We start from the raw sequence: 13,340 nt of genomic DNA on the forward strand, positions 1-13,340 counted from the left end.
ACGGCCCGGGAGGAGATCGCCTCTCCTCCCGGGCCGTCCGCGCGTTCCCCCGAGGGCCGTCCCGGTCAGCGCAGCACCGGCCCGCCCTCCTCCTCCCCGACCGTCGCGTCCGGCAGCGCCACCAGCCCGAGTTCGGCCCCCGAGGCCAGCAGCGGGTGCGACGGCAGGACGCGCACGGTGTAGCCGTACGGGCCCGTGCGGTCCAGCGAGAGCGGCCCCTCGTAGATCCGGTGGTCCGCAAGATCGCCGGTGCCGGTCACCTTCAGCGGGGTGGTCTGGGCGTCGACGAGGGCGTCGCCGGAGTCCACCCGCCCGGCGACGACCTGCACCTCCAGGTCCTCCGGGGCGAGTCCGCCCAGCGCGATGCGGACCCGCAGCGCGAGGGTGGCGCCCAGCTCCGCCGAACCGCTCGCGGCGGTGTCGGTGACCGTCTCGACGTGGTCGACGGCCACCTGCGGCCAGGCCGCCCGTACCTTCGACTTCCACGCGGCGAGGTCCCGCGCCGCCGGGGCGTCGAGCGCCCGCCGCGACACGGCGGCGGGGGCGTAGAGCCGCTCCACGTACTCCCGGACCATGCGTCCGGCCAGGAGCTTCGGGCCGAGGGCGGCCAGGGTGCGGCGGACCATCTCGATCCACCGCTCGGGCAGCCCGTGCTCGCCACGGTCGTAGAAGCGCGGGGCGACCCGGTCCTCGATCAGCGCGTAGAGGGCGTCGGCCTCCAGTTCGTCGCGCCGCTCGTCGTCCACCGCGGACCCGTCGGCGGTCGGGATCGCCCAGCCGAAGTCCGGCTCGAACCACTCGTCCCACCAGCCGTCGCGCACCGAGAGGTTGAGACTGCCGTTGAGGGCGGCCTTCATCCCGCTCGTGCCGCAGGCCTCCAGCGGGCGCAGCGGGTTGTTGAGCCAGACGTCGCAGCCGGGGTAGAGCTTCTGCGCCATGGCCATGCCGTAGTCCGGCAGGAAGACGATCCGGTGGCGGACCCGGGCGTCGTCGGCGAACCGGACCAGCTCCTGGATCAGCCGCTTCCCGCCGTCGTCTGCGGGGTGCGCCTTCCCCGCGACGACGATCTGGATGGGGTGGGTCGGGTGGAGCAGCAGCCGGGTCAGGCGGTCCTTGTCGCGGAGCATCAGGGTGAGCCGCTTGTAGGAGGGGACCCGGCGGGCGAAGCCGATGGTGAGGACGTCGGGGTCGAGGACGCCGTCGATCCAGCCGAGTTCGGCGGTACCGGCGCCGCGCCTGCGCCAGGAGGCGTAGAGCCGCTTGCGCACCTCGGTGACGAGCTGTTCGCGCAGCACCCGGCGCAGGTCCCAGATCTCGCGGTCGGGGATGGCGGAGACCGCGTCCCAGCGGCGGGGGGTGCCGGTGCGGTCGGCGCCGCTCCCGGTGGCCACCTCGCCGCCGGCGAGCGCGTCCCGGGCGCGGTCCTCGCCGACCTGCCGGGCGCCCAGGCTCAGCACCTCCGGGGCGACCCAGGTCGGGGCGTGCACGCCGTTGGTGACCGAGGTGATGGGCACCTCCGCCGGGTCGAATCCCGGCCAGAGCCCGGAGAACATCTCCCGGCTGACGGCCCCGTGCAGGGTGGAGACGCCGTTGGCGCGCTGGGCGAGCCTGAGCCCCATGACCGCCATGTTGAAGATGCCGGGGGTGCCGCCCTCGTACGTCTCCTCGCCGAGGGCGAGCACACGGTCGACGGGGACGCCGGGGAGTTCGCCGTCGTCGCCGAAGTGCCGGGCGACGAGCTGGCGGTCGAAACGGTCTATCCCGGCGGGAACGGGGGTGTGCGTGGTGAAGACGGCACCGGCCCGGACGATTTCGAGCGCGGAGTCGAAGTCGAGTGCCCCGCCGACGGGTTGGCCGGGTGCCTGGCCCGCTCCGGTGAGTTCCCGGATGCGTTCGAGTCCGAGGAACCCGGCGTGGCCCTCGTTGGTGTGGAACACCTCGGGGGCGGGCGCGCCGGTGAGACGGCACCAGGTGCGCACGGCGCGCACCCCGCCGATGCCGAGCAGCATCTCCTGGAGGAGCCGGTGGTCGCTGCCGCCGCCGTAGAGCCGGTCGGTGACGTCGCGTTCGCCGGGGGCGTTCTCCTCGACGTCGGAGTCGAGCATGAGGAGGGGGACCCGGCCGACCTGCGCCTTCCAGACGCAGGCGTGCAGGGAGCGTCCGCCGGGCAGGGCGAGCACCACCCGGGCGGGGGTGCCGTCGTGTTCGCGCAGCAGGGTGACCGGGAGCTCGTTGGGGTCGAGCACCGGATAGGTCTCCTGCTGCCAGCCGTCGCGGGAGAGCGACTGGCGGAAGTAGCCGTGCCGGTAGAGCAGGCCGACCCCGACGAGCGGGACGCCGAGGTCGCTGGCGGCCTTGAGGTGGTCGCCGGCGAGGATGCCGAGTCCGCCGGAGTACTGCGGCAGCGCGGCGGTCACTCCGAACTCGGGTGAGAAGTAGGCGATGGAGCTGGGGAGTTGCCCGCCCTGGGCGAGCTGGTTCTGGTACCACCGGTCTCCGGTGAGGTACCGGTCGAGCTCGTCGGCGGCCTCGCCGAGGCGGCCGAGGAACTCCTCGTCGCGGGCGAGTTCGGCCAGCCGGGAGGCGGAGACCGAGCCGAGGAGCCGCACGGGGTCGGCGTCCTCCGGGCGCCACCCCTCGGGGTCGACGGACCGGAAGAGTTCCTGGGTCTCGGTGTGCCACGACCACCGCAGGTTGCGCGCGAGGTCGTGCAGGGGTCGCAGGGAGTCGGGGAGGACGGGACGTACGGTGAACCGACGAATGGCCTTCACGCGTTCCACCTTTACAGGGGAGTTGCGAATCCGAGGGGACGCCGCACCACGGTGTGCGCCGCTCCACCACGACGACGGTAACGGCCCCCCGCCCCGCACGGCCACGGCGCACGGGGCGGCGGCGCGGACCGGCGCGTGGTTCCGCGGGCCCGCGCGCCGCCCGCGGCTCACCGCCCCAGGAGCCCCCGGAGTCCCGGCAACCCCGCCCGCTCCGAACGGATATGGCTGATTTCACCCCCTCGGGCGACCTTGTGGGCCCGGGCCGGCCGGGAGAGGCTTCCGGGGTGGCGAACCCACCGGGAGGTGCGAGTCGCCCGAGCGCGGGTACCCGGTGACTCGTGTGACGCCGCACGCCCGGAGTCCGGCGTCGGACGCGCGCGGCGTCCGGATTACGACCCAGTAGTTAACACGGCGCCGGGTTGACCGCGGGAAAGCGGTGGGAAGGCTACCCGCGTACGCAGCCGACCCGGCATCACACGAACGCGCGCACACCCCCGCAGCGTGCGCACCGTCCCCGCGCACGCCAGCCATTCGAGTGCCATTCGAGTGAACGCGGACAGGAGCGGCCATGCCCACAGCCCGTCAGCAGACAGCTGAGCAGCTACAAAGGACTGATCCCCATTCTCGCGGCACGCGGATGCGGTCCTCGCCGCGCGTGCCGTCGTCCCCGCACGCCCCGCTCCAGCTTTCAGGTGATGTCATGATCGGTCGTATCCCCGTCCTGGACGTCCGCCCGCTCGTCGACTGCGGCAGACGCCCGGCGAAGGCGGTGGTGGGCGAGACCTTCCAGGTCTCCGCCACCGTCTTCCGCGAAGGCCATGACGCGGTGGCGGCCAACGTCGTCCTGCGCGACCCGAGCGGGCGGCGCGGCCCCTTCGTCCCGCTGCGCGAACTGGCCCCCGGCACGGACCGGTGGGGAGCCGACGTCACCCCGGACTCCGAGGGGCGCTGGACGTACAAGGTCGAGGCGTGGAGCGACCCGCTGACCACCTGGCGGCGGCTCGCCCAGATCAAGATCCCGGCCGGCATCGACACCGAACTGGTGCTCGCCGAAGGCGCGGCGCTCCACGAGCGCGCGGCGTCGGGCGTCCCGAAGAAGGACGGGCGGGAGGCCGTGCTGGCCGCCGTCGACGCGTTGCGCGACGCCACCCGCACGCCCGCGGACCGGCTGGCGGCGGCGCTCACCCCGGCGGTGGCCGATCCGCTCGCGCGCTTCCCGCTGCGCGAGCTGGTCACCGCCTCGCGCCCCCTGCCGCTGGTCGTCGAGCGCCCGCGTGCGCTGTACGGCGCGTGGTACGAGCTCTTCCCGCGCTCCGAGGGCGCCCGCCGCGAGCCCGTCCCCGGCGGCGGGACCCGGCTGGTCAGCGGCACGTTCCGGACGGCGGCCGAGCGGCTGCCGGCGGTGGCCGCGATGGGCTTCGACGTCGTCTACCTGCCGCCGGTCCACCCCATCGGCACCTCCCACCGCAAGGGGCCGGACAACACGTTGACGGCGGGCGCCGACGACCCGGGCGTGCCCTGGGCGATCGGTTCGGCGGACGGCGGCCACGACGCGGTCCACCCCGACCTCGGCACGCTGGAGGACTTCGACCACTTCGTGGAGACGGCCCGCACCCTGCGGATGGAGATCGCGCTGGACTTCGCGCTCCAGTGCTCCCCCGACCACCCCTGGGTGAAGGAACACCCGGAGTGGTTCCACCACCGCCCGGACGGGTCGATCGCGTACGCCGAGAACCCGCCGAAGAAGTACCAGGACATCTACCCGATCGCCTTCGACAAGGACATGCGCGGGCTGATCACGGAGACCGTGCGGGTGCTGCGGTTCTGGATGGACCGGGGGGTGCGGATCTTCCGGGTCGACAACCCGCACACCAAGCCGGTCGTCTTCTGGGAGCGGGTGATCGAGGAGATCAACGGCACCGACCCGGACGTCGTCTTCCTCGCCGAGGCGTTCACCCGCCCGGCGATGATGCACACGCTGGCGAAGGTCGGCTTCCAGCAGTCGTACACGTACTTCACCTGGCGGAACACGAAGCAGGAGCTCACCGAGTACGCCACCGAGATCTCGGGCGAGGCCGCCGCGTACATGCGGCCCAACTTCTTCGTGAACACCCCCGACATCCTGCCCGGTTACCTCCAGGACGGCGGGCGGCCGGCCTTCGAGGCACGGGCCGTGCTGGCCGCGACGCTCTCCCCCTCCTGGGGCGTGTACGCGGGATTCGAGCTGTGCGAGAACACCCCGGTGCGCCCGGGGAGCGAGGAGTACCTGCACTCGGAGAAGTACGAACTCAAGCCCAGGGACTGGGAGTCGGCCGAGCGGGAGGGACGCTCGCTGGCTCCGCTGATCACCTCGCTCAACCGGATCAGGCGCCGCCATCCGGCGCTCCGGCAGCTGCGCGACGTCCACTTCCACTCCGTCGACAACGAGGCGCTGATCGCGTACAGCAAGCGCTCGGGATCGAACACCCTCCTGGTGGTCGTGAACCTCGACCCGCACCACACCCAGGAGGCCACGGTCTCGTTGGACATGCCGCACCTCGGCCTCGACTGGCACGAGAGCGTGCCGGTGCGCGACGAGCTCACCGGCGACACCTATCACTGGGGCAGGACCTTCTATGTGCGCCTAGAGCCGGGTATCACGCCCGCGCACATCGTCGTCCTGCGACCGTCCCCGCCGACCGGAGGGTCACCCACACCATGATCGTGAACGAGCCCGTCCCCGACACCTTCGAGGACACCCCCGCCAAGGACCGCGATCCCGACTGGTTCAAGCGCGCCGTCTTCTACGAGGTCCTCGTCCGGTCCTTCCAGGACTCCAACGGCGACGGCATCGGAGACCTCAAGGGCATCACCGCCAAGCTCGACTACCTCCAGTGGCTGGGCATCGACTGCCTCTGGTTGCCGCCGTTCTTCAAGTCGCCGCTGCGCGACGGCGGTTACGACGTCTCGGACTACACCGCCGTCCTCCCGGAGTTCGGCGACCTCGCCGACTTCGTGGAGTTCGTGGACGCCGCGCACCAGCGCGGCATGCGCGTCATCATCGACTTCGTCATGAACCACACGAGCGACCAGCACGAGTGGTTCCAGCAGTCCCGGTCGGACCCCGACGGCCCGTACGGCGACTACTACGTCTGGGCCGACGACGACAAGCAGTTCCCCGACGCGAGGATCATCTTCGTCGACACGGAGACCTCCAACTGGACCTTCGACCCGGTGCGCAAGCAGTACTACTGGCACCGGTTCTTCTCGCACCAGCCCGACCTCAACTACGACAACCCGGCGGTGCAGGAGGAGATCATCTCCGCCCTCCGGTTCTGGCTGGACCTCGGCATCGACGGCTTCCGCGTGGACGCGGTGCCGTACCTCTACCAGCGCGAGGGCACCAACTGCGAGAACCTCCCCGAGACCCACGGCTTCCTCAAGCGGGTCCGCAAGGAGATCGACGCCAACTACCCGGACACCGTGCTCCTCGCCGAGGCCAACCAGTGGCCCGAGGACGTCGTCGACTACTTCGGCGACTACCAGGCCGGCGGCGACGAGTGCCACATGGCGTTCCACTTCCCGGTGATGCCGCGCATCTTCATGGCCGTACGGCGGGAGAGCCGCTACCCGGTCTCCGAAGTCCTCGCCAAGACCCCGGCGATCCCGAAGAACTGCCAGTGGGGCATCTTCCTGCGCAACCACGACGAGCTCACCCTCGAAATGGTCACGGACGAAGAGCGCGACTACATGTACGCGGAGTACGCCAAGGACCCGAGGATGCGCGCCAACATCGGCATCCGGCGCCGCCTCGCCCCGCTGCTCGACAACGACCGCAACCAGATCGAGCTGTTCACCGCTCTGCTGCTGTCGCTGCCCGGCTCCCCGATCCTCTACTACGGGGACGAGATCGGGATGGGCGACAACATCTGGCTGGGCGACCGCGACGGGGTGCGCACCCCGATGCAGTGGACACCGGACCGCAACGCCGGCTTCTCCTCCAGCGACCCCGGCCGGCTCTTCCTGCCCACGATCATGGACCCGGTCTACGGCTACCAGGTCACCAACGTCGAGGCGTCGATGGCGTCGCCCTCCTCGCTGCTGCACTGGACCCGCCGGATGATCGAGATCCGCAAGCAGAATCCGGCCTTCGGGCTGGGCGAGTACACCGAACTGCCCTCGTCCAACCCGGCGGTGCTCGCGTTCACCCGCGAGTACGGGGACGATCTCGTGCTGTGCGTCCACAACTTCTCGCGGTTCGCACAGCCGACGGAGCTCGACCTGAAGTCGTTCAACGGACGCCACCCGGTCGAACTGATCGGCGGGGTGCGGTTCCCGGCCGTCGGTGAGTGGCCCTACCTGCTCACTCTCGCCGGACACGGCTTCTACTGGTTCCGCCTGCGGAAGGAAGCCCCCGCCATCTGACGGGCGCCGCCGGGCCGTTGTGCCCGGAGGAACGGCACGCACGGCTCCTGCGGGACGGTTTCCGCCGTCCCGCACGGGGCACTCTCCCCCACATCGAGCGCTGGAGGACCCGGACGGCCATTGGGCCATTCGAGTCCGTACGGACCATCCTCACCCGACACGTCCCGCACAGCCGGACAGCCATTGCCGCAATCCGGGACACTCCTCGCATCTGTGTGCCCGGGGAAAGGACGCGATGCCATGTCGGAGGCTGCATCCACTCACGTCGCCCTGGCGAAGAACACCACGAAACAGGCGCCCCACCCGCAACCCCAGCCTCGGCCCGGGGGCGCCGCGGCGGGAACAACCCTGCTGCCCTCACTCGCCCCGCTGCTCCACGACTGGCTCCCCCGGCAACGCTGGTTCGCCGGAAAGGGCCACCCGGTGGCCGGGTTCACCCTGGTCTCCGCCACCGAGATACTGCCGGTGGACTCCTCGGCGACCGGCCCCGGACTGCTCCACCTCCTGGTCCGGGTCCACCAGCCGGGACTGCCCGCCCGCGCCACCGGCGACTGCTACCAGCTCCTGCTGGGAGTCCGCACCACCCTGCCGCCGAGCCTGGCCTCCGCCCTCATCGGGCGGGTGACCGACGGCCCGCTGGCCGGCCGCACCGTGTACGAGGGCCTGCACGACCCCCGCCTCGCCGGGCTGCTGCTGGAGCGGTTCCGCCGCCCCGGCCCGCTCGGCGCGCTCCGCTTCGAACGCGCCGAAACGATTCCGGCCGGGCTCGCGCCCCGGCTGCTGGACACCGAGCAGTCCAACTCCTCGCTCGTCTTCGGCGACGCGTACATCCTGAAGATCCTGCGGAGAGTCTTCCCCGGGACCAACCCCGACCTGGAGCTGCCGCTCGCCCTCGTCGGCGAGGGCTGCGGACGGGTGCCCGCACCCGTCGCCTGGTTCGAGGCCACCACCCCGGAACCACTCACCCTCGGAGTGCTGCAACCCTTCCTGCGCGGTGCCGAGGACGGCTGGCAACTGGCCCTCGGCGCGCTCGCGGAGGGGCGCGACTTCGTCCCCGAGGCGCGCGCGCTCGGCCGGGCCACCGCCGAGGTCCACTCCGCACTCGCCTCCGCCCTGCCGGGCCCCGACCTGCGCCTGCCCGCCACCGGGCAGCTGGTCGCCGGGATGACCCAGCGGCTGGAGTCGACCGCGCAGGCGGTCCCCGCGCTCCTGCCGTACGTCCCCGCGCTGCGCGCCGCCTTCGACGCGGTGGCGGAGCTCGGACACCGGGGGCGCTCCTGGGCCACCCACCGGGTCCACGGCGATCTGCACCTCGGACAGACCCTCCGCGCCGCCGACGGGTTCTGGTCACTGATCGACTTCGAGGGCGAACCCGCCCGGCCGCTCGCCGAACGCCGCAGCCCGCAGCCACCGGTGCGCGACGTCGCCGGAATGCTCCGGTCCTTCGACTACGCGGCCCGCTCCCACCGCCCGTGGAGCGACGCGTGGGCGGAGCGCTGCCGCTCCGCCTACTGCGAGGGGTACGCCGACGTCTCGGGCACCGACCCGCGCAGCGAACCCGAGCTGCTGCGCGCCCACGAGACGGACAAGGCGGTGTACGAGGTGCTGTACGAGGCACGGCACCGCCCCGACTGGCTGCCCGTCCCGATGGCCGCGATCCAGCGGCTGGCCGCGTCCACCTGATCCGGGTCCGCGCGGCATCCCCGCCGCGCGGCCCGGTGGACCCGCGGGCGCCCCGGCCCGCACGGTCCTCCCCTTCCGCACACCCCGCCCCCCGCACCGACCGATCCCCCGAGGAGGCCGTCCCCCGTGACCGCCCGTAAGCCGTCCAGGAAGAAGCCCGCCCCCGTCGAGACCGAGGCCGTACCAGCCCCGCAGCCGGTGACGACCGGGGCGGCCGAGGTGCCCGAGCCGACGGCCTCCGCCGCGACCGCCACGGTCACCACGACCGCGCCCGCGCCCGCCCCGGCGGACGCTCCCCCGGCGAAGGCCGCCAAGGCCAAGCGGAAGACCGGGGTGCCGCCCCGCCCCCGGCGCGGTGGCACCGAGGAGGGCGTCCGGCCCGCGCCCGCCCTGCACGACGCGGACCGCGGCCGGCTGCTCGCCGGCGAGCACCACGCCCCGCACGACCTGCTCGGGGCGCACCCGTACGACGGCGGGGTACTGGTACGGGTACTGCGCCCGCACGCGCGTGCCGTGACGGTGCTGGCCCAGGGGGCGCACGCCGGACTCCGCGCGGCACTCCTCGACGACGGCGACGGTTTCTTCTCCGGCGTGCTGCCGCTCGGGGCCGTACCGGAGTACCGGCTGCTGGTCGGCTACGCGGACGACGAGATCGAGATCGAGGACCCGTACCGCTTCCTGCCCGCCATCGGTGAGCTGGACCTGCACCTGATCGGCGAGGGGCGGCACGAGGAGCTGTGGACCGCGCTGGGCTCCCGGGTCATGGAGCACCAGGGGGTCGCCGGGACCCGGTTCACCGTGTGGGCGCCCAACGCGCGGGGGGTGCGGATCGCGGGCGACTTCACCTACTGGGACAGCACCGGGCTGCCGATGCGTTCGCTCGGGTCGACCGGGGTGTGGGAGCTGTTCCTCCCGGGCGTGGGCGAGGGCGCGCTCTACAAGTTCGACATCTGCCGCCCGGACGGCTCGCACACCCTGCGCGCCGACCCGATGGCCCGCGCCGCGGAGGTGCCCCCGGCCACCGCGTCGGTGGTCACGGCCTCGCACTACGCGTGGCAGGACGGCGACTGGATGGAGCGGCGGGGGGACCGCCCGGTGCACGAGGCGCCTTTCTCGGTGTACGAGGTCCATCTCCCGTCCTGGCGCCCCCGTCTGACGTACCGCCAACTCGCCGATCAACTGCCCGCGTACGTCAAGGACCTCGGCTTCACGCACGTGGAGCTGATGCCGGTCTCCGAGCATCCGTTCGGCGGCTCCTGGGGCTACCAGGTGACCGGTTTCTACGCGCCGACCTCGCGCATGGGCACCCCCGACGACTTCCGCCACCTGGTGGACTCGCTGCACCGGGCGGGCATCGGCGTGATCATGGACTGGGTGCCCGCGCACTTCCCGCGCGACGAGTGGGCGCTGGCCGAGTTCGACGGACGCCCGCTGTACGAGCACTCCGACCCGTCCCGTGCGGCGCACCCGGACTGGGGCACCCTGGAGTTCGACTTCGGCCGCAAGGAGGTCCGCAACTTCCTGGTATCCAACGCCACTTACTGGTGCGAGGAGTTCCACATCGACGGGCTGCGGGTCGACGCGGTCGCCTCCATGCTCTACCTCGACTACTCCCGCGAGGACGGCCAGTGGTCGCCCAACGAGCACGGCGGCCGGGAGAACCTGGACGCGGTGGCCTTCCTCCAGGAGATGAACGCGACCGTCTACCGCCGCAACCCCGGGGTGGTGACGATCGCCGAGGAGTCCACCGCCTGGAACGGCGTCACCCGCGCCACCCACCACATCGGACCGGACGGCTTCGGCGGGCTCGGCTTCGGGCTGAAGTGGAACATGGGCTGGATGCACGACTCCCTCACCTACATGGCGAAGGAGCCGGTGCACCGCAAGTACCACCACAACGAGATGACCTTCTCGATGGTGTACGCGTACAGCGAGAACTACGTGCTGCCGATCTCGCACGACGAGGTGGTGCACGGCAAGCAGGCGCTGGTGTCGAAGATGCCCGGCGACTGGTGGCAGCAGCGCGCCAACCACCGCGCCTACCTCGGCTTCATGTGGGCCCACCCCGGCAAGCAGCTCCTGTTCATGGGCCAGGAGTTCGCACAGGGCGCCGAGTGGTCGGAGGGCCACGGCCCGGACTGGTGGCTGCTCGACCCGGCGTACGAGGCGTCCGGCGACCACCGCGGCGTACGCGACCTGGTCGGCGACCTGAACGCGGTGTACGGCGCGGTGCCCGCGCTCTGGCAGCGCGACACCGACCCGGGCGGCTTCAGCTGGGTGGACGGCGGCGCGGCGGAGGACAACGTGCTGGCGTTCCTCCGCTACGACGCGGACGGCTCCCCGCTGCTCGCGGTCTCCCACTTCTCCCCGGTGGTCCGGCACGAGTACCGGCTCGGGGTGCCGGAGTCGGCCGGCAGCTGGGTCGAGGTGCTGAACACCGACGCGGCCCGCTACGGCGGCGGCGACGTCCGCAACGAGGAGCCGCTGAAGCCGGAGGAGGTACCTGCGCACGGCCGCCAGGCCAGCATCACCGTGACCCTGCCGCCGCTGGCGACGGTCTGGTTCCGCCCGGCCTGACCCGCGGCGGTCACACCCCCGCGCCCCCGGAGGCCCGGACCGCACGGTCCGGGCCTCCGGGCGTTCCCCCGGCATACCGGCCCGGGGTGGTGCCCATGATCCGCTTGAAGTGCCGGGTGAGGTGCGACTGGTCGTGGAAGCCCGCGGCGGCGGCCACCTCGCCCGGCGGCAGCCCGTCGAGCAGCAGACGGCGGGCCAGGTCGACACGGCGGGACGTCAGGTACTGGTGCGGGGCGATGCCGAACGCGCCGCTGAAGGCCCGTACGAGATGGGTGGGGTGGGCGTGGACCAGTCGCGCGGCCTCGGTCAGGGTCAGACCCTCGGGCAGCCGCTCGTCGAGCAGGTCGCGCAGGTCCCGGGCGACGCCCCGGCCGTCGGGTACCGCGCCGGCGCCGTCATCGCGCCGGGGGCTCAGCAGCGCGCGGAGCCGTTCGCCGACGAAGGCCAGCCGGCTCTCCGCCTCGAACGCGTCGCCGGGGTGCGCGAGCGCCGCGTGCAGCTGGCCGACGCGGGTGCGCAGCAGGGGGTCGGCGAAGTCCGGGTGGTCGACCGCCGGCCCGATGAGGCTCGCGCCGAGCTGCGTCATGTCGAGGTAGACGACGCGCTTGCGGAAGCCGTGCGCCGTGGCGGGCGAGCCGTTGTGCGGGACCTGCGGGGGCAGCAGGCTCACGGTGTCGCGCGGAGTGCCGCGCTCGTACCGGTCGAGGTCGTAGCGGACGGCCCCGTCGTCGACGATCAGGAGGGTCCACGCGTCGTGGACGTGCATGGGGTAGGCGTGCTCGGTGAAGTGGGCGTGCAGGACCTCGACGACGCCCGGCACGTGCGGGCGCCACGCGGAGATCTCCTGCTCGGACGTCACGCATAGAACGTACAAGACGGGGCGGGCGTGCATCGCGGAGTCTCGGAGCATGAACACCGAGAACGAGAACGCCGCCGGGAACTCCGCCCAGGTCACCGCCCCCGCCACTGCCCCGGCCACTGCCCCGGCCACTGCCCCGGTCACCGCCCAGGTCACCGCTCCGGACGACAACGCCCCCGTCCGCTTCGACACCAAGATCGCCGTGCTGCTCCGCGAGGACCTGGAGACCTGGCAGCGGCTGAACGTGACCGCCTTCCTGGTCAGCGGGCTCGGCACGGTCGCTCCGGAGGTGGTCGGCGAGCCCTACGAGGACGCCGACGGGACCCCCTACCTGCCGATGTTCCGTCAGCCCGTGCTGGTCTTCGAGGGGACGAAGGAGGTGCTGACGGCCGCGCACCGGCGGGCGCTCTCCCGCGCCCTGCCGAGGTCCCTGTTCACCTCGGACCTGTTCGCCACGGGCAACGACCGGGACAACCGGGCGGCTGTACGCGCCGTGGGCGCGGACGCGCTCGACCTGGTGGGGCTGGCCGTGTACGGGCCGCGCAACGCGGTGGACAAGGTCCTCAAGGGCGCGCGCATGCACCCCTGAGTGGGGGCGGGCCGGCGCGGGCTCCGTGACGCCGTCACGGTCCGGGGCCCGCGCCTCGCTCGGGGAGCTGCCATGCGCTCCGCATCCTGCCCCGCACCCGGATCGTGCCGACCGATTGCGGCTCGGTTCGCACGTCCCGTAAACGCAGAAAACCCCCGTGCCTTATGGCACGGGGGTCTCCCGGAAAAATTGTTCGGCGGCGTCCTACTCTCCCACAGGGTCCCCCCTGCAGTACCATCGGCGCTGAAAGGCTTAGCTTCCGGGTTCGGAATGTAACCGGGCGTTTCCCTAACGCAATGACCACCGAAACACTATGAAATTTAACCAACCGGATCAAAACACGGCGGTTGTTATTTCAGAACCAACACAGTGGACGCGAGCAACTGAGGACAAGCCCTCGGCCTATTAGTACCAGTCAGCTCCACCCGTTACCGGGCTTCCACATCTGGCCTATCAA

General features: G+C 72.0%; 7 protein-coding genes and 2 rRNA genes. 5 read left to right on the forward strand and 4 right to left on the reverse strand.

The features are described from left to right. Positions 1-65 precede the first annotated feature (65 nt). Positions 66-2,771 (reverse strand): alpha-glucan family phosphorylase, encoded by a 2,706-nt coding sequence (gene glgP / locus ACFWEE_RS05075; protein ID WP_386886457.1) that lies wholly within the window; start codon positions 2,769-2,771, stop codon positions 66-68. A gap of 700 nt (positions 2,772-3,471) precedes the next feature. On the opposite strand from glgP, the gene ACFWEE_RS05080 reads away from it, so the two are divergent. The 4 genes from ACFWEE_RS05080 to glgB all read left to right on the forward strand — a co-directional run bounded on the left by ACFWEE_RS05080 (position 3,472) and on the right by glgB (position 11,435). Beyond that, positions 3,472-5,472 (forward strand): alpha-1,4-glucan--maltose-1-phosphate maltosyltransferase, encoded by a 2,001-nt coding sequence (locus tag ACFWEE_RS05080; RefSeq protein WP_386886459.1) that lies wholly within the window; start codon positions 3,472-3,474, stop codon positions 5,470-5,472. Next, positions 5,469-7,175: a maltose alpha-D-glucosyltransferase gene (gene treS / locus ACFWEE_RS05085; RefSeq protein WP_386886461.1), complete on the forward strand. Its 1,707-nt coding sequence runs from the start codon at positions 5,469-5,471 to the stop codon at positions 7,173-7,175. Before ACFWEE_RS05080 ends, treS begins: the two co-directional genes overlap by 4 nt. Before the next feature lie 240 nt (positions 7,176-7,415). Continuing rightward, entirely contained in the window at positions 7,416-8,858 is a 1,443-nt protein-coding gene (locus ACFWEE_RS05090) for a maltokinase (protein ID WP_386886463.1), read from the forward strand. A gap of 126 nt (positions 8,859-8,984) precedes the next feature. Beyond that, complete coding sequence (glgB, locus tag ACFWEE_RS05095; RefSeq protein WP_386886465.1) at positions 8,985-11,435, forward strand: 1,4-alpha-glucan branching enzyme; 2,451 nt, start codon at positions 8,985-8,987, stop codon at positions 11,433-11,435. A gap of 10 nt (positions 11,436-11,445) precedes the next feature. On the opposite strand, the gene ACFWEE_RS05100 is transcribed toward glgB, so the two are convergent. Beyond that, positions 11,446-12,327: an AraC family transcriptional regulator gene (locus ACFWEE_RS05100; RefSeq protein ID WP_386886467.1), complete on the reverse strand. Its 882-nt coding sequence runs from the start codon at positions 12,325-12,327 to the stop codon at positions 11,446-11,448. 16 nt (positions 12,328-12,343) lie between these two features. On the opposite strand from ACFWEE_RS05100, the gene ACFWEE_RS05105 reads away from it, so the two are divergent. Then, positions 12,344-12,883 carry a DUF2000 family protein gene (locus tag ACFWEE_RS05105; protein ID WP_386886469.1) on the forward strand — a complete coding sequence of 180 codons (540 nt, stop codon included), beginning with the start codon at positions 12,344-12,346 and terminating at the stop codon, positions 12,881-12,883. A 191-nt stretch (positions 12,884-13,074) separates the two neighbouring features. On the opposite strand, the gene rrf is transcribed toward ACFWEE_RS05105, so the two are convergent. After that, positions 13,075-13,191: ribosomal RNA gene (gene rrf, locus ACFWEE_RS05110) — 5S ribosomal RNA — on the reverse strand. A 77-nt stretch (positions 13,192-13,268) separates the two neighbouring features. Next, positions 13,269-13,340 (reverse strand): 23S ribosomal RNA (locus tag ACFWEE_RS05115); the annotation flags it as partial.

It is taken from the genome of Streptomyces sp. NPDC060184 (genome assembly GCF_042728795.1).
GTDB lineage: Bacteria > Actinomycetota > Actinomycetes > Streptomycetales > Streptomycetaceae > Streptomyces.